Origin of the sequence: Shewanella loihica PV-4, from assembly GCF_000016065.1 — a bacterium.
Lineage (GTDB): Bacteria > Pseudomonadota > Gammaproteobacteria > Enterobacterales > Shewanellaceae > Shewanella > Shewanella loihica.
In genome coordinates this window covers 564,514-582,484 of the sequence record NC_009092.1, presented here as the reverse complement: position 1 = coordinate 582,484, position 17,971 = coordinate 564,514, and the positions used below count along the sequence as shown (strand labels likewise).

Annotated in this window: 8 protein-coding genes; 6 read left to right on the top strand and 2 right to left on the bottom strand. The window is 58.2% G+C overall.

The annotated features are described in order from the left end of the window. The first annotated feature begins 279 nt into the window (after positions 1–279). From SHEW_RS02630 to SHEW_RS20645, 4 genes are read left to right on the top strand one after another with little or no spacing between them, the layout of a single operon-like run. The gene (locus tag SHEW_RS02630; RefSeq protein ID WP_011864319.1) at positions 280–1,938 is read left to right on the top strand and encodes an ABC transporter transmembrane domain-containing protein; all 1,659 of its coding nucleotides are present in this window, start codon (positions 280–282) and stop codon (positions 1,936–1,938) included. Beyond that, positions 1,938–4,037 (top strand): peptidase domain-containing ABC transporter, encoded by a 2,100-nt coding sequence (locus tag SHEW_RS02625; RefSeq protein WP_011864318.1) that lies wholly within the window; start codon positions 1,938–1,940, stop codon positions 4,035–4,037. The genes SHEW_RS02630 and SHEW_RS02625 overlap by 1 nt, the downstream gene beginning before the upstream one ends. Next, complete coding sequence (locus SHEW_RS02620; RefSeq protein ID WP_011864317.1) at positions 4,030–5,355, top strand: HlyD family type I secretion periplasmic adaptor subunit; 1,326 nt, start codon at positions 4,030–4,032, stop codon at positions 5,353–5,355. The genes SHEW_RS02625 and SHEW_RS02620 overlap by 8 nt, the downstream gene beginning before the upstream one ends. Before the next feature lie 9 nt (positions 5,356–5,364). Then, entirely contained in the window at positions 5,365–13,803 is an 8,439-nt protein-coding gene (locus tag SHEW_RS20645) for a VCBS domain-containing protein (RefSeq protein ID WP_011864316.1), read from the top strand. A gap of 52 nt (positions 13,804–13,855) precedes the next feature. Here SHEW_RS20645 and SHEW_RS02610 read toward each other — a convergent pair whose 3' ends face one another. Then, on the bottom strand, positions 13,856–14,281 hold the full coding sequence (locus tag SHEW_RS02610) for a hypothetical protein (protein ID WP_011864315.1): 426 nt from the start codon (positions 14,279–14,281) through the stop codon (positions 13,856–13,858). A 265-nt stretch (positions 14,282–14,546) separates the two neighbouring features. On the opposite strand from SHEW_RS02610, the gene SHEW_RS02605 reads away from it, so the two are divergent. Next, positions 14,547–15,704 (top strand): putative sulfate/molybdate transporter, encoded by a 1,158-nt coding sequence (locus tag SHEW_RS02605; protein ID WP_011864314.1) that lies wholly within the window; start codon positions 14,547–14,549, stop codon positions 15,702–15,704. A 73-nt stretch (positions 15,705–15,777) separates the two neighbouring features. Here SHEW_RS02605 and SHEW_RS02600 read toward each other — a convergent pair whose 3' ends face one another. Further along, on the bottom strand, positions 15,778–16,869 hold the full coding sequence (locus SHEW_RS02600; RefSeq protein WP_011864313.1) for an alkene reductase: 1,092 nt from the start codon (positions 16,867–16,869) through the stop codon (positions 15,778–15,780). A 127-nt stretch (positions 16,870–16,996) separates the two neighbouring features. On the opposite strand from SHEW_RS02600, the gene SHEW_RS02595 reads away from it, so the two are divergent. Continuing rightward, positions 16,997–17,914 (top strand): LysR family transcriptional regulator, encoded by a 918-nt coding sequence (locus tag SHEW_RS02595; RefSeq protein ID WP_011864312.1) that lies wholly within the window; start codon positions 16,997–16,999, stop codon positions 17,912–17,914. Positions 17,915–17,971: the final 57 nt, after the last annotated feature.

Here is a 17,971-nt window from a genome sequence, read left to right as displayed (position 1 = left end):
GTAATCCCCTTTCGTCATCTCCCTGCAGCAAAGAGGTCTGGTCCACCAGGCCTCTTTTTTTTGCCCATCGCACTCACCCATCAGGCTACCAATCCGCCAGGCAGCCAATCCACCAGGCTGCCAATCCGCTCAAAATAATGACGAGGCAAGCTTTGCAGCTAAATCAAAAGTATAGAAATTTGTCTTATATCTAACCCTTGTCTTAGCTGCTAGCTTTAGTCCTAGCAACATTGAACTACACTCTTGTTTAATCACCAATTATTCCAAGGGACGGCATAGATGGTTAAAACCTTTCGTTTGCTCGCACAGAATCAGTCGTTCAACGAACTGCTCCTCACCTCTGTGTTTATCAATCTGCTTTCACTCGCCCTGCCTTTCACCATGTTACAGATCTACGATCGTATCTTGCCCAACGAGGCACACGGGACGGCAACAGTTCTAGTGATTGGAGTCGCTATCGCCATCCTGTTGGAGCTAATACTCAGGTACGCCCGTAGCTGGCTGCTGGGCGCTTCGGCGGCCAACTATGAGCTGCACACCATCACCCGGGTGGTGAAGCGTCTGCTCAATGCCGATTACCACCACATAGAGAATCTCGGCGCGGGCAAGATCTCCCACGGCATCCACAGCATAGCGGCCATGCGCGACATCTATTCCGGCCAGGCGGCCGTGGCGCTGATGGATTTCCCCTTCGTTCTAATCTTCCTCGCCCTAGTGGCCTACATAGGCGGGCCGCTGGTGTTTATCCCACTGATCGTCTGGCTGATCGCCGGCGTGAGAGTATGGCAGCTGGGGCAGAAACTCTCTCTCGCCACTAAGGAGCTAAGCCTGAGCCAGGATGAGCGCACCCGCCTCTTGATGCTGGTGCTCTCAGGCCTCACTACCACCAAGGCGATGGCCCTCGAGTCCCGCATGACCTACGCCTATAAGAAGATCAATCATCAGCGCCTCGCCCAGCAGGAGGAGGTCGACTGGTTGTCGGCGAAACTACAGGAGCTGATCCAGGGCACCGCCCAGGCCACCACCCTGTGCCTGGTGATGATAGGCTGCTTCGAGGTGCTCAACGGTAACCTGACCACGGGTGGCTTGGCGGCCTGCTCCATCCTGGCCGGGCGCGCCGTCGCCCCCTTAAGCGCCATCGGCAGCCTTAGGGCCAAATACGTCAGTGCCAAGGAGGCGATGGATCAGGTCAATGCTTTGATCGCGACGCCCCAGGAGACCTTTAACGGCCAGACCCGCTATCAACAGAAACTGCCCCTCGGCCCCATTAGCTTCGAGAGCGTCAGCGCCGAGAAGACCAGTGCCCGGCTCGACAACATCAGCCTCACCATACCTGCGGGCTGCATAGTTACCGTTACCTCCAACCCCATGACCCATGCCAGCCTGCTACTGAGCACCATAGGCGCCTATCACCAGCTAGATAGTGGGCAGATCGCCATCGCGGGTGTGCCGCAGCAGGATCACGACGGCTTCGAGTACCGTCAATCCATCTGCTATGTTCCCCCCTGGGCCAGCCTCTTCAGCGGCTCCATCTTGGAGAACATGACGCTGTTTCGCCGCGAGCGTGAGGCGAGCGCCATGCTGATCGCCGACCAACTCGGCCTATCGGCCACCCTGGCGCAGCTGCCGGCGGGTTATCAGACCCAGGTGGGCAGCAATGAGAATCAGGTGCTCAACAAGGGGGCAATCAAGTTGATCGCCCTGGTACGAGCCCTGGCGCAGTCCCCCTCCATCCTGCTGCTGGATGAGCCTATGGTTTCACTGGATGCCGACTCCCAGGCCCGCCTGCTACAGGTGTTAATGGAGCGGCGCGGGCAGATGACGGTTGTCATCGCCTCCTATTTCGATGAGGTCGCGGCGCTGAGCGACATGCAGATCGCACTCGGCGAGCACGGCGAGCTGGCTGGTCAAGCTCAAGGCCAAGGAGGAGTACGCTAATGAATCAGCACCTAGATCCGATACATCTACCCAAGTCGCTGCTGATCGCCCTGTTCCATCAGCTGGGCCTTAGCGTGCAGGCCAGCAACATAGACAAGAGCGATCTCCACGACAGGCTCACCCATCTCGAAGCCTATATTCTGCTGAAGAAGCATCATGTGGGCATCAAGGTGCAGGCACTGGATGCTAACCTCCTGGTCCACAGCGTCTACCCCTTCATCTTGCTGCCTCAGGATGGCGAGCCTATGGTGGCGCGGCGCAGCAACCACAGTTTTCAATACTTAAGCAAAGATAATCAATGGCTCACACTCGACAAGCTGCCGGGCGCCGGCCACGTGTTTCTGGTGGAGAGCCTGCCGGCCCAGAGCCGAAGCAGCAGCGTGTTCGCCTCCCATCTCGCCAAGCTCAGGCCCTGGTATCGCCCCATCTTCTGGCTGAGTCTGCTATCCAGCCTGAGTGGCCTCGCCATTCCACTCTTTACCATGGCGGTGTACGACAGGGTCATCGGCGGTCAGGCGCCGCAGATCCTGCCCAGCATTGCCTTGGGTGCGGCCCTTGCCTTGGGAATTTTTGTCGCCAGTCGGCTGCTTAGGGCACAGGCACTGGCCAATGTCAGCAACCGCTTCGCCAGGGATCTTTCCGGCATCACCTTCAACCGCCTGCTGAGCATGCCCCTTAGCCTGCTCTCACGGGTCGGCCTCTCCAGCCATATCGCCAGGATGCGCAACGCCGAGAAGGTACGCAGCCTGGTGGCCGGCCCTGGCGGAGGCGGCCTCATCGATCTGCCCTTTACCCTCATAGCTCTGGTCGCCATTACCCTATTGAGTGGTGTTTTGGTGCTGGTGCCGCTAGGCATGTTGCTGCTCTTCTATCTGGTGATGAAGGCGCTGGACAAATTTACCCAGGCCGCCGCGCCCACCATCAGCGGCGAGTACCAGAACAGCCTGAACGAGCTCTCGACTCACCTGCTACCACTTAAGAGCGCCGGCGAGAGTGGTGCCTGGTACGAGCAATTTATGCGCCGCGCCCGGGAGCATTGCCGGCAGAACTTTCTCTACAGCAAACGTGCGGGACTCAACGCGGCGGTGGCCCATGCCATGGGACTGTTTACCGCCCTAGCCACAGTGTTTACCGGCATCTTCCTGGTGCTCAACCAGAGCATCACCCCGGGGGCGCTGATCGCCTGCGTCATGTTGATCTGGCGGATCACAGGCCCGGCGCAGCTGGCCTTTGCCTCGCGGCAGAAGTTTACCCTGCTCAAGGGCGCCGTCGATCAGTTCGACCGTTTCATGGGCGTAACCACAGAGTTCAATGAGCTCAGGCTCGACTCGCCAAATCTCAACCAGACACCGGCGCTCTCCTTTAAGCATGTGACCTTGAGATACAGCGCCGACAGCGAGCCCGCTCTCTCCGGGGTAACCCTCGACATCGAAACTGGCGAGACGGTGGCCATCATAGGCCCCAACGGCAGCGGCAAGACCTCGCTGCTGCTCACCGCCATAGGAGTTATCGAGCCCCAGGCCGGCTTCGTCACCGTCAACGGCAAAAACCTGAAACAATTTGACCCTGAGATCTTCCGTCAGTGGGCCGCCTACAGCCCCACCAACAGCGAGATCTTACCCGGCACCCTGGCGGACAACCTGCGCCTGGCCAAGCCAGAGGCCAGCGACGAAGAGCTTAAGCAGGCCCTCACCGATGCCGGCGGCGCCTCGCTGCTGCAGGCGCTAAAACAGAACATAGATGCCAACCTCTTTTCCCGTGGCACCAGCATGTTCTCGGCGGTGGAAAGCAGCTATATCAGCCTGGCAAGGGCCCTGTTGAAAGGCTCTCCCCTGCTGGTGATGGATGAGCCGATAGCCAATCGCAATCCCTTTGCCCGACAGGCCTTTATCCAGACCCTCAAACGCCTCAAGGGCAAGACCACCATCCTGTTCACCACTCACGATCAGGCGCTGATTCAACAGGCCGACAAGGTGGTGATCCTCGACAAAGGCACTGTGGTCTACGCAGGGCCTCTGCCTAACCAAGACGGTGTGACGACACAAGGTGCAACCAACCAGGACTCAACCCCCAGCATGGAGGCCTCACAAAATGAATGACAGCCAACTCACTCAGCGTTCATGGCCTGAACACGAATTTACCGAGGCCGTCGAGGCGCCCGCCGAGAAGCGCGCCATTCGCCGCATCACCTTCTTTATCGCCACGGCCGTCTTCATTCTGCTGATCTGGTCTATCTTCACCAACATAGAGGAGATCGCCAAGGCCAAGGGCCAGGTGGTGCCGCTGGGTCACAGGCAGGTGATCCAGAGCCAGACCGGCGGCACCCTGGCATCGATCGCCGTCGCCGAGGGAGATCTGGTCCAGAAGGGCGACCTTATCGCTAACTTTGTCGCCACCGACAGCCAGGCGCTGAAGGAGGAGCTACAAAGCAAGCAGGCCAACCTGGAGCTGAAGATAGAGAGATACACCGCCTTCCTCGAGGAGCGTGAGCCCGATTTTAACGCCTATCAGCTCGGCTTCCCCGCCCTAGTGGCTCAACACATCAACGCCCTGGCACGTATGAATCAGGAGAAGCAGGCGATCATCGCCCTGTCCGAATCTGACGTGGCCAAGTCTGAGGCTGAGCTGGCCAGTGTCGAGCAGGAGATCACCCCGCTCAAGGATCAGATCCGCTCGGTAGAACAGACCCTCAAGATGATGAACTCGGTCAAGGAGCAACAGGCGGTTTCTAAACTCAGGATGCTGGAATCACAACAGAAACTCGACGCCTATATCCGTGAGCTCAAGGTGCTGGAGGGGCGTCGCAGCGTGCTGCAACGCAACATAGACAATCAAGAGAAACAGCTGGCCCAGAAGCAGGCGAGCCTCTTCAACGAGGTGGGCGAGAAACGCACAGACGCCCAGGCCGAACTGCTAGGCATAGTTGCCCGGCTCAAATCCTCTGACTCCCTGGTGCAGCAGAACCGGGTCACCTCGCCGGTGGATGGCATCATTCAATCTATCCCCAACAACTCCGCGGGTAGCGTGATCCAGCCAGGCGGTACCGTGGCGGTGATCGTCCCCACCACACCCACTGCGCTGCTAGAGGCCAAGCTGTCCCCCAGAGACATAGGCTTCGTCACCGTCGGGCAGAAGGCCCGCATCAAGATAGATGCCTTCGACTACAGCCGCTACGGCGCCATCGATGGGCTGGTGAAGAAGATCTCCCCCAGCACGGACGCCGACGAGAAAGGTGGCGTCTTCTACAAGGTACAGATAGCCATCGACAAACCCTACTTCGGCGACCAACCCGACAAGCTGGCGTTGATCCCCGGCATGACGGGAGAAGCCGACATAGTGACAGGCGACAAGACAGTCTTCCAGTACCTATGGAAGCCGGTCTTTACCAATGTAACCGAAGCCTTTGGTGAACGTTAGGAGAACGCCATGAGCCAAGATAAGCGCCCCAACACGCCGCCTCAGGACGAATCTAGTCAGGCTAGGAATCAGGCGAAGCCGCAAACCAATTCGCAGCCGGCGAGCGAGCCGGAGCCGTTAACAGAGGCTCAGCGACGTGAGCGCGAGGCGGAACGTCTCGCCAGGGCGCAGGATAAGGCGGTCCAAAAGCTCAAGGCCGAAGAGTATCGCGATGGCAAGACGACGAGCCGCTTCAATCAAGATCTGGTGGCGGATAAGCCTTGGCACGCGGCCGCCAGCGCAAGCGCAGAGCCACAAATAGAGCACGCAGATCTGGCAAATAGTGCAGATCAGGGCCCAATGGCTCAGGGAGATCAGACACCAAGTTCAACAGAATTAGACGATAGGATAGCGTCAGCGGCTCAGTCACAGCAAAGCCAGTCTCATCAAAGTCAGTCCCAAGAGGTTCAGTCACAAGAAGCCCAGACACAGGAAACTCAAACGCCAGAAGCACAAGCAAATGCGGCGCAGGTGCAAAACAAGTTGGCCCACCGCGCAGCGCAGACCACGGGTATAGAGGAGTTTAGCGGCTTCGAAAAAGGCACAGCCCAGGCCCCAAACCTGACGCCTCTTGCTCACGCCCTCACCTCAGGCGGCACGCCACCCGCCTTTCAGGTGACCCTGACGAGCAGCGAGACACAAGCTCATAAGCCACCACAGCCGAGCACAGGCTCGACACAGCAGCCAAGCACACAGCAAACAGGCACTCAGCCCCCAACAACTGAGCGCCCCACTACCGACCCACAGGTCTCGCTTACTGGCACTGGCACTGGCACTGGCACTGGCACTGGCACTGGCACTGGCACTGGCACTGGCACTGGCACTGGCACTGGCACTGGCACTGGCACTGGCACTGGCACTGGCACTGGCACTGGCACTGGCACTGGCACTGGCACTGGCACTGGCACTGGCACTGGCACTGGCACTGGCACTGGCACTGGCACTGGCACTGGCACTGGCACTGGCACTGGCACTGGCACTGGCACTGGCACTGGCACTGGCACTGGCACTGGCACTGGCACGCATGAAAATCCGTTACATATTGATAGTCAACAAGATTTTCAAACGATTAAAGAAAATAGTGTTATCGATACGGTATCGGACAAACTCGCGGCCAGCGGCGACACTAAGGATACCGTCACCTGGTCGGTAGAGACCAGCAAGGGGCAATATGGCGATCTTGTACTGAATCCCAGCACAGGTGAGTGGCACTATCATCTCAACAACTTCGATGCCAAGACCAATGCCCTGTTCGAAGGCGAGCACCACAATGAAACCTTTACCATTACGGCCACAGACAATTTGGGCAACAGAGTCAGCAGCGTCATATGCGTCGCCGTCGAGGGCAGTAACGATCTGCCGGTGATCTCCGGCGTCCATCATGCTAGCCTCAACGAGCTGGGCTCGGTTGATAAGGTGTCGGGGCAATTGATCGCCACGGATCCTGACACGGGAGACGGCGTCCATTGGGCTGTGCCCCATTCATCAGGCGTCTATGGCGAGCTAGTGATCGACCCAGATACAGGTGTCTGGCAGTATCGGATCGATAATAGCTCGCCCAACACCCTGGCCCTACATGCAGGCCAGGTGGCCACGGAAACCTTCAGAGTCACGGCAACCGACAGCTCGGGACAACCCGTCAGCCAGATAGTGACAATAGAAGTTCACGGCGCAGATCAGCGAGCCATCATCCATGGCATTGCCAGCGGCTCGGTGACAGAAGACAGAGACCTGGTCGCCGGGCAGCTACAGACATCGGGGCAACTGACGGTGATCGATCCCGATGGCGGCGATGCTCACTTCATTGCCACCACACTCCAAGGGCAATACGGCACTCTGACTATTAACGATCTCGGCCACTGGACCTACACCGCCGACAACTCTCAGTCCGCGATACAAGGGCTCAAGTCTGGCGAGTCCCTCACCGAGACCTTGTTTGTTCACTCAATTGATGGCAGCGATCAGAAGGTCACGGTCACCATCAATGGTACAGACGACAGGGCGGTGATTGGCGCCACCACGGGAGCCGTGACCGAAGACAAAGACCTCTATCAGGGCCTACTGAGAGTCGATGGCGCGCTGACGGTGACCGATGCCGATCATGGCGAGGAGCAGTTTGTCGCCACCAGTCTCCAAGGCCAATACGGCACTCTGACAATCAATAACTTAGGCCACTGGACCTACACAGCAGATAACTCACAGGCCGCGATTCAAGGACTCAAGTCCGGCGAGTCACTCACCGAGACCCTGTTTGTTCACTCGGTCGACGGTACAGAGCAGAAGGTGATCGTCACCATCAATGGCACAGACGACAGGGCTGTGATTGGCGGCACGGCCACGGGCACAGTGACCGAAGACAAAGACCTGTATCAGGGACAACTCCGCGTCGATGGCGCGCTGACGGTCACAGATGCCGACCACGGCGAGGCGCAATTTGTCGCCACTAGCCTCCAAGGTCAGTACGGCACTCTGACTATTAACGATCTCGGCCACTGGACCTACATTGCGGACAACTCACAGGCCCCGATACAGGGGCTCAAATCCGGTGAATCCCTTACCGAGACTCTGTTTGTTCACAGCATCGATGGCACCGAACAGAAGGTCACCGTGACCATCAATGGCACGGACGATAAGGCGGTCATTGGTGGCGCTTCAACAGGGGCGGTTACTGAAGACAAAGATCTCTATCAGGGTCAGCTCAGGGTGGACGGTGCCCTGAGCGTAACCGATGCCGATCATGGCGAGTCGCAATTTGTCGCCACTAGTTTGCAAGGCCAATACGGTACCCTGACCATCAACGAACTCGGCCACTGGACCTACACTGCGGACAACTCACATAGTGCGATACAAGGGCTCAAGTCTGGTGAGTCACTCACAGAGACTCTGTTTGTTCACAGCATTGATGGCACAGAGCAGAAGGTCACGGTCACCATCAATGGCACGGACGATAAGGCTGTGATTGGCGACGCTTCAACCGGGGCGGTTACCGAAGACAAAGATCTCTATCAGGGACAGCTGAGGGTGGACGGTGCGCTCACGGTCACAGATGCCGACCACGGCGAGGCGCAATTTGTCGCCACCAGCCTGCAGGGACAATACGGCACCCTCACCATCAACGATCTCGGCCACTGGAGCTACACGGCGGACAACTCTCAAACCGCCATTCAGGGGCTGAAATCCGGCGAGTCCCTCACCGAGACCCTGTTTGTTCACTCAATTGATGGCAGTGAGCAGAAAGTCACGGTAACCATCAATGGCACAGACGACAAAGCTGTGATTGGCGGTACTGCAACGGGGATTGTTAATGAGGACAGAGACCTCTACCAAGGCCAACTAAGGGTCGATGGCGCGCTAACGGTCACCGATGCCGATAGCGGCCAAAACCAGTTCATCGCCACCAGCCTACAGGGCCAATACGGCACCCTGACCATCAACGACCTCGGTCATTGGACTTACACCGCCAATAACTCCCAGGCTGCGATACAAGGGCTCAAGGCCGGCGAGTCACTCACAGAGACCCTGTTTGTTCACAGTGTCGATGGCACAGAGCAGCAGGTGACCGTCACCATCAATGGCACAGACGACAAGGCGGTGATTGGCGGCGCGGCAACAGCCAGCGTGACCGAAGACAGAGACCTCTACCAGGGACAGCTGAGGGTGGACGGCGCGCTGACGGTGATCGATGCCGACAGTGGTCAAGCGCAGTTCCAGGCAACCTCACTACAAGGTCAATTCGGCACACTGTCGATTGATTCAAATGGCCATTGGACCTACACGGCCGACAATGACCAGCCTGCCATTCAGGGGCTCAAGTCCGGCGAGTCACTCACCGAGACTCTGTTTGTACGCTCGGTCGATGGCACAGAGCAGAGAGTCACGGTAACCATTAATGGCACGGACGATAAAGCTGTGATTGGCGGCCCTTCAACCGGGGCGGTTACTGAAGATAGAGACCTCGATCAGGGACAACTGAGAGTGGACGGTGCGCTCAGGGTCACCGATCCAGACAGTGGTCAAGCGCAGTTCCAGGCTACCTCACTACAAGGTCAATTCGGCGCACTATCGATTGATTCAAATGGCCACTGGACCTACACCGCCGACAACTCCCAGGCCACGATACAGGGGCTCAAATCCGGCGAGTCGCTGACTGAAACCCTGTTTGTTCACAGCGTTGACGGCAGCAAGCAGAAAGTCACGGTTACCATCAATGGCACGGACGACAGGGCTGTGATTGGCGGTGCTGCAACGGGGGCGGTTACCGAAGACAGAGATCTCTATCAGGGTCAGCTCAGGGTGGACGGTGCCCTGAGCGTAACCGATGCCGATCATGGCGAAGCGCAGTTCATCGCCACCAGCCTGCAGGGCCAATATGGCACCCTCACCATCAACGATCTCGGCCACTGGACCTACACTGCGGATAACGCCCAGCCCGCGATACAAGGTCTCAAATCTGGCAAGTACCTCAGCGAAACCCTGATGGTGCATAGCGTCGATGGCACAGAGCAGCCGATCACTATCAAGATCTCAGGACAAGACGATGCCGCCGTCATCACGGGAGAAGACAAGGGCAACCTTAAGGAAGATTATTATCCTGCCGGCGATGCGCACAATACCCTGCACTACACTGGGTCCCTGGACGTTCATGATCCAGATAAGGGGGAGAGCTATTTTAGAGCGACTCACGACGCTCAGGCAATCTCGGATCCCTTCGGTGGCAGCCTGGATATCGAGAAGCATGGAGTGTGGCAGTACGTAGTCTCAAATAACGCCCTCCAACACTTGGGTAAGGGACAGTTTGAGCAGGTCGTCTATCGCGTCTACAGCGCCGATGGCACAAGTAAAGATATCACGATCACCCTAGAGGGCACCAACGATGCCCCCGTGATTAGTGCTACCCAGATACTCCCTGCTGGTCAGGAAGATACTCAGATGCGGCTTACCCCGGCGCAGCTGCTAGCCCACGCCAAGGATGTCGACGACAACGACGCCGGCCAACTCACGGTCGCCAATCTCCAGGCCGATCATGGCACTATCACCACCAACCCCGACGGCAGCTTCAGCTTCACGCCAGAGAAGGACTACAACGGCGCGGTACACTTTACCTACGATGTCAAAGATGCTCACGGCGGCGTGACTCACACAGGCGCCAGTACCACACTGGCGGCGGTGAGTGACCAGGCCCAGGTCTCGGGGGATACCCGGGGCGAGCTTGTCGAAGATCAACACCCGGACGCCCACAACCAGATAGCCATCTCGGGCCAGCTCAATGTGCAGGATCCCGACGCGGGTCAGGCGGCCTTCCAAGCGGGCACGGCGACACAAGTGGACGATCCCTTCGGCGGTAGCCTACATATTGGCGCCGACGGCAGCTGGACCTACGACGTCGACAACGCCAGGCTACAACAGCTGAGCGAACATCAGGAGGTCTTGGTTACCCACAGAGTCTATACCTTAGACGGCACGGCGCAGGATATCGTCATCAAGATAACCGGCACCAACGATGCTCCCAAGCTAGGTGTGGTGCGGCTCTCCAGCACCACGGGGCATCTCACGGTACAAGACCCCGACAACCAAGACAGCCACAGCTTCTCGGTTGCCCAGCAAACTGGACAATTTGGCACCCTGGTTGTCGACCCAGACACAGGCGCCTACAGCTACCACCTCAACCAGAGCGTCGCCGGCATGCATTATGACAAGGCCAGCGGTCAGTACCAAGGCACAGACACCTTCGAGGTGCAGGTCAGTGACAACCATGGCGGCAGCGAGACCAAATTTATCAGCTTCGATGCAAGGGTTAGCCTCACCATGCCAACCGGCACAGGCCTGCAACCCCAATTGCATGCCACAGTCACCAGCCCATCACAGCTGGTGGACACTAAACCCCAGCAGACACCAACACAGACCATAGGCAACGCCATCACCCTAGTACTGAGTCATGGCAGCGATACCGGAGTCTCCGACAGCGACGGAATCACCCATGACTCCCACCCTGTGGTCGAGGGGCAGACGGACATCCCCTTCTCCCTGGTCACCCTATATGAGCAGGGCAACAAGCTCACCAGCCTGTTAAGTGATGCTCAGGGGCACTACAGCGTCGCACTCAGCGGCCTTAGCGAGGGCGCCCATCAGATCAGCGCCAGTGCCCAGGCCCCCGGCAGTCAACAAACTGTGCAGGCCACACCGCTGGCGCTCACACTCGACACCCAGACAGATATAGCCGTGCATAGCGCCTCTCTGAATGGTCATGGCGAGTTGGTGGTGCAGGTCTACCTGCCCAAGGATAGCGAGCTGACTCAGCTGGTGATCAGCAGCAGTGGCGGCGGTCAGCCCCTGGTGATCGACCCTCAACACCACGACGCCATTGGTGGCAGCGTGAGTCATCCCGATCATCAGTATATTAATTTCGAGCATATCGACCTCTCATCGCTGCCCGATGGCGAACTCACCATCAGCGTGCGCGGGCAAGACGTAGCGGGCAATCAAGCCTCGGCCAGCAGCAGCCAATTTAACGGCTTACCGCTCAGCCTCAACACCAATATACCGCCCCTCACCTTGGCGCTGACCCATGATACCGGCCAGTCCAGCAGTGATGGCATCACCACAGACGCCAGCCTGACCATAGGCGGCCAGCTCGCCGGCATGCGGGTGGAATATTCAGTCGACGGCGGTCAGCATTGGCAGTCGCAATTCACCCCGGTGCAGGGCCACAACCAGCTTTGGGTGCGCCAGACCGACGCCTTCGGCCACGCATCGCCCCACACCCAACTCGACTTTGAGCTGGATAATCAGGCGCCGCTCCCCCAGATACGACTCGACGCCATCACACCAGACAATCTGGTCAATGCCGTCGAGGCGGGCAGAAGCATAGCAGTTACGGGCAGCGTCAACAGCGAAGTGCCCGGAGGTACGCCAATCACCCTGGCCATAGGGCAACAGACCTATCAGGGACAGGTGGACAACCAAGGGCATTTCAGCGTGCAGGTGCCCGGTAGCGAGCTGGCCGGCGCCCATGAGATAAATGCCTCCCTGACCACCACAGATCTTGCCGGTAACCAGGGAAGCGCTACGGAGAACCATCAATATCAGGTCGATACCCAGGCCAGCATAGACATGAACCCCATCGCCGGCGACAACATGCTACAGGCCGGAGAGCAGCATCAAGCCCTCACCATCAGCGGCACGGTCACTAATGTCGAAGAGGGGCAGAGGGTGACCGTCTCCATAGGTGGGCAGCAATACCATGCCAACGTGCATAACGGTTGCTGGAGCACTCAGCTGAGCGCCGCCGAGGTCGATGCCTTGCCGGGCGGCAGCCTGGAGATCAAGGCCATGGTCAGCGATCTGGCCGGTAACCAGGCACAGATGAGCAGCCCCCTGTATGTGGTCGACCACGCCAACCCAATCCCCAGCATGAGTTTTATCACGCCGCCTACGCCGACGGGGACTGGCGCCATAGGCTCCCACATCTCGGGCGATCTCATTGCGCCGCCGCTACTGCAACAGCTTACCCCCAACGCCCCCACCACTGGCGCCTGGGCGATCGATGACGGTCATGGTCACCCCACCCTGAGCCTCAGGGGTCAGTACGGCACACTCACCATAGATCCAGATACCGGCCATGTGGATTATGTCTATAACCAGGCACCGACACCTGGCGACAAGGCTGCCGGCGGCACCCACTGGGCGGGGGAAACCACCTCGGAAACCCATCACGATATCTTTCATATCCTCTATCACGACAGCCACTCCTCCAATGTGGATGTGGAAGTGAATCTAGATATCACCTATGTTCACGGTCACAGTGGTCACAACCAACTATCGACCCAGTTGGTAGATATGACGGTCACCCCTGTCACCACTAGCCCTGCCCCGCCGCCACCGCCGCCTGAGCTGCACGATACTCCCCAATGGGATGACAACCAGGACGCCAGTGATGACGCCCAGGTCATCGTCATCCAGGCAAGCGAAGGCGAGGCAGAGGATAAGCATGCTGCAGATCTGGATGAGAAGCTTGTTCATAGCCAGCCCCATGAGTTGGCGGCGAGTGGCGCCGAACCCTCTCATACAGAGGCGGACACCCGCCCACTGGCGGCTGCGACGCTCGCCCCTGTGGACCACTATCTGCAGATGGTGGGGCTGAGTCAGCAGGATCTGGCGCAAGTCGAGAGTCACACTAAGCCTCAGCCTGATCTGGAGACGCCCCTGATGGCCACGGAGCACTTCGACGCCGACGATCTCACCCTAACCCCGGCAGATCAGTTCGACAACCCGCTGCTGGAGGAGCATGAGAAAGAGAAGCCTCATCCATCGCTTGTGGATATCGACGATCCCAGAGACGATCAGCATGCCAGTGCCCATGACGACGACCTGCTGCACAACGCCTTAAACGATATGCACAACCAGTTTTAAGGCATAAGAAAGGCCCGCTCGCGGGCCTTTGCATTTAACCTAAGCTTGGTCGCTAAGATTGAGACAGGCTCTTCAGGCCGCTGGTGTCTACCCCCTTTAGCGCCTCGCGCTCCATCGCTTTCTTCTCTTCCCAGGCGTTATGTTTCTTCTGCTCGTCGAGTTTGTGCTGCTCCAGACTCAGCCTCACCTGGCGCTGAATCGCTTCCTGCTCAGACTCGCATTGCTTGAAGCCGTCGGACCATCCCTGAGCATACTGTTTATCGGCGTCGAACTTGGCGACATCCTTCTTGAACTGATCGAACAGGCTGCCGCCCGCCTTATTGCCACTATGGCATCCATCGTCGTAACCATCGGCATAGGCGACCGGATATCCTTGGTCTATCATAATGTCTCTCTGGCTGGCACAGGCCGACAGCAAAAATGTCGTCGCCACCAACAAAGGCACAATCCCCAATTTGATTAACTGCTTCTCTTCCATCACTTGACCCCTTTTTCATTTGACAGAAGCGAAACACTAACACACACGTCCGACCAGAAATCCGCAGCAATCGCACACTTTTTGAATGATTAGCAATAATTAATGTTGAGATCTCTTGACCCAGTGTTGACCAAGAGTGTGACAACTTGTCTCACCCACGTTAGCCAAATGGCCCATTTTGCCTCGGTTTTACCGATAAAAGCCTACAAAAAACATGGCATTAAATTTGCCGTAAAATGAGTGATGATTTCCCACGGCAAGTAATATGAGATGTAACACCCAAGACGTTAACCAGCTAAACAAACACATAGGAGAATTCAGCGGTGCCTTCGCCGATCTCGGCACCTTTCTGCCACTGGTGCTCGGCCTGATCGCCATCAACCATTTCTCGCCTCAGGGGATCTTTCTCGGCTTCGGCCTGTTCGCCCTCTTTACAGCCTACTTCTATCGACGGCCCATTCCTGTGCAGCCGATGAAGGTGATCGCAGCGCTGGTGATCGCCCAGGGACTCACGCCCGGCATGCTGCAGGCCAGCGGTATCCTGATGGGACTCATACTCTTGCTGCTGGCCTATAGCGGTGCCATCGGCTGGATGGCCAAACAACTGTCCCCCACCGTGAGCATAGGTATACAGCTGGCTATCGGCCTGCAACTCATCTGGATGGGCGGGCAGATGATGAGCGGCACCTGGCTCATCGGCATACTGGCCTTCAGCGCCCTGTTTATGAGCCGTTTCATGCCGCTTCCCTACCTGGCCATGCCCCTGGTATTGGTGCTAGGCATGCTGTGGCAGGCAAACCAGGGCTCGGCCCCCAGTTTCACCCTGTCGGCCACCACTGACTGGCAACTGGGCTGGCCCAATATCGACGAGTGGCAATCTGCCGCCCTGCTGTTAGTGCTACCGCAACTGGCACTCACACTCACCAATGCGGTGATCGCCACTTCGGCCATGGCCGGTGAGAAATTCCCCCAAGACGCCCTGGTAGATGACAAACGTTTCGCGCCGCGGCGCCTGGCCACCAGCTCGGGCTGGGCAAACCTACTGCTGGCACCATTAGGCGCAACGCCCATGTGCCATGGCGCGGGCGGCCTGGCGGTGCAGTATCACTTTGGTGCCCGCAGCTGGCGCGCCCCGGCCCTGTTCGGTATCTGCTGCCTGCTGGTCGCCCTGTGCTGGGGCGATACCATAGCCCAGGTGCTGTCCCTGATCCCTCTTGCGATCTTGGGGAGCCTGCTGGCGATCGCCGGCCTGCAACTGGCCTGGTCGAAACGCTTCCTCGATGGCAAACCCTTCTGCATCTTTGTGATCTTATCCACCGCCGCCGTCTGCCTGACCATCAATACCGCCGCCGGACTCGCCGTTGGGGTGATATTGGAGATGGGCCGCAGGCAGTGGCACCTGATTTCTGATCTCAGGCACTGAGTCGATTAATCCCCTAGCCCTCGTACTAATCCTTGGGGCTAAGGGATTACCTCCCATCAGATTTTTATTATGCCTAACGCGCAGCGGGATAGTCCGTATATCCCGCCTCGCCACCGCCAAATAGCGGCCCCTTGTCGAAGCTTGCCAGCGGCAACTGCTGCTGCAATCTATAGGGCAGGTCAGGGTTGGCGATAAAGGGACGACCGAAGGCCACCAGATCCGCATAGCCCTTGCTCAACACCTCGCTGGCTCTGGCGAGATCGTAGCGTCCTGCCACGATAATAGTGGCGTCGAACAGGTTGCGCAGCTGCACCCTGAAAGACTCGGGGATCTGCGGCGCATCATCCCAATCCGCCTCTGACAGATGAATATAGGCGACCCCCATCTTTGACAGCGCGTCGGCTGCCAGCAAGATGGTATCGACGATCTCGGGGCAGTTCATGTCCTTAAAGGTCACGAAGGGAGCGAGACGCACGCCGACGCGGCCGGCGCCAACTTTTTCGCTCACGGCCGCCACCACCTCAAGCAGGAAGCGAATACGTTTCTCACCGCTGCCGCCGTAGGCATCGCGGCGCTTGTTAGAGTTGGTGCGCAGGAACTGATCGATGAGGTAACCATTACCGCCGTGGATCTCCACCCCATTGAAGCCGGCGGTCACCGCATTGCTCGCAGCCAAGGCAAAGTCCTTGACCACACGGTCGATATCCGCCTGGGTCATCTCTCTGGGCGTCGGACAATCCAGCATCTGCCCCTCGGGGTGCGCTTCATCGACCACCCAGACCTGGGTTCCTTCGGGCTTAATGGCCGAGGGTGCCATGGGCGCCTCGCCACCCTGAAAGACAGGATGAGACACCCGGCCCACATGCCAGAGCTGATTGAAGATCTTGCCGCCCGCACTGTGCACCGCATCTGTCACCTGACACCAGCCGTCGATCTGCGCCTGGGTATAGATGCCAGGAGTGAAGGAATATCCCTGGCTATCGCCTGAGATCTGGGTCGCCTCGGTCACTATCAGCCCCGCCGAGGCGCGCTGTGCATAGTAGGTGGCCATCATCTGGTTGGGCAAGTTGCCCGGCTGGCTGGTGCGTGAACGGGTCATGGGCGCCATCACGATACGGTTGGCCAAGGTATGCTGGCCCATCTGGTAGGAGTTAAAAAGTTTCATCGGGTTTCCTTATGCCGACAGGTCGCGGCAGATGCAGTTCAAGTTGTTCGATGAAACAGAGTCTATTACCCGTTACATAATTTGATAATTAGGCTAGTATTGAAATCATTTTCAAAAAATTTTTGATATGTATCATCTCAAAGATCTGCAACTGGCGATCCGCATCGCCGACCTGCACAGCATATCGGCCGCCGCCCGCGAGCTGGGCATGACACCTGCTTCCGCCAGCGCCGCCCTGCAGCGTCTGGAACATAAGCTCAACTGTCAGCTGTTCGCCCGCTCGACCCGCAACATGCAGCTCACCGAGGAGGGCCAGGCCTTCATCGACACCGGGCGTCAGGCCCTCAGCCTACTGCAAGGCGCCAGCGACGCCCTGGCCGACAAGCGAGGCGAACTCAGGGGCGAGCTACGTATCGCCCTTCCCTCAGATCTTGGCCGCAATCGGGTCAGAGCCTGGCTGGATGAGCTGACAGCCGAGGCCCCCGAGCTGACCCTGAGGCTCTATTTCGGCGATCAGCTGGACGATCTCATCGCCCAGAATGTCCACCTGGCGCTGAGATACGGTGAGCTGCAGGACTCCTCCCTGATGCGTCGGCAGCTGGCGCGCATGCACAGGGTGACGGTGGCCTCCCCAGTCTACTTAGCGCGACATGGCCGCCCGAGTCATCCCCAGCAGCTAAGCCAGCATAAGATCTTATTGCTCAACCGCGGTAACACCCCATGGCACAAGTGGCGTTTCGCCTACAAACAACAGCCCCTAGAGGTCGAGCTAACGGGCAGCAAGAGTTGCAACGATGGCGCCGTGATAAAAGAGTGGGCCCTGGCGGGAGAAGGGATCGCCTACAAGAGCTGGTTCGATGTGGCCCAGGAGGTCACAGAGGGCAGGCTTGAGCTGCTGCTGGTAGACTATCTGGCCGACCCCATCCCCCTACAGCTCACCTATCTACAGACGGAATACCCAAGCCACAAGGTCCGCACCTGTATCGAGTTTCTTAAAGAGAAATGCCAGGCATTCGACAGCCAATATCCGCTGCTCAGGCGCTAGCAACAAAAAACGCCGACCCGGTATCCAGGTCGGCGCTTTTAATTACGTAAACTTGAA